The following is a 518-nucleotide window of genomic DNA, read 5'->3' on the forward strand; positions in this document are numbered from 1 at the left end:
GTCACAGGAACCTTATCTTGTGAACCATCTGGGTAGGTCACAAGAACGGTCGCTGGTTTATCTCCTGCTGTGCTTGTGTCTACCGGACTTTCAAACGCTACCGTAGTACCTGTTGGAAGATCGCCTAGGTTAGAGATGGACTTCTCAGCTGATGGAGTTTCACCCACCTTAACGGTTTGATCAGCTGGACTTGGTTGGTTACTGTCTGCTTGGCTTGGGTTTTCTACAACCTTAACTGTCACAGGAACCTTATCTTGTGAACCATCTGGGTAGGTCACAAGAACTGTCGCTGGTTTATCTCCTGCTGTACTTGTGTCTACTGGGCTCTCAAACGCTACCGTAGTACCTGTTGGAAGGTCACCTAGGTTAGAGATGGACTTCTCAGCTGATGGAGTTTCACCAACGGTAACGGTTTGATCAGCTGGACTTGGTTGGTTACTGTCTGCTTGGCTTGGGTTTTCTACAACCTTAACAGTCACAGGAACCTTATCTTGCGAACCATCTGGGTAGGTCACAAG

General features: G+C 48.1%; 1 protein-coding gene. It reads right to left on the reverse strand.

The genetic code is table 11. The features are described 5' to 3' along the window. Positions 1-518, reverse strand: a 518-nt coding sequence (locus tag E5983_RS09420; protein ID WP_269148548.1) for a Rib/alpha-like domain-containing protein, incomplete at both ends; no start/stop codon positions are given.

It is taken from the genome of Streptococcus danieliae (genome assembly GCF_009767945.1).
Taxonomy (GTDB): Bacteria; Bacillota; Bacilli; order Lactobacillales; family Streptococcaceae; genus Streptococcus; species Streptococcus danieliae.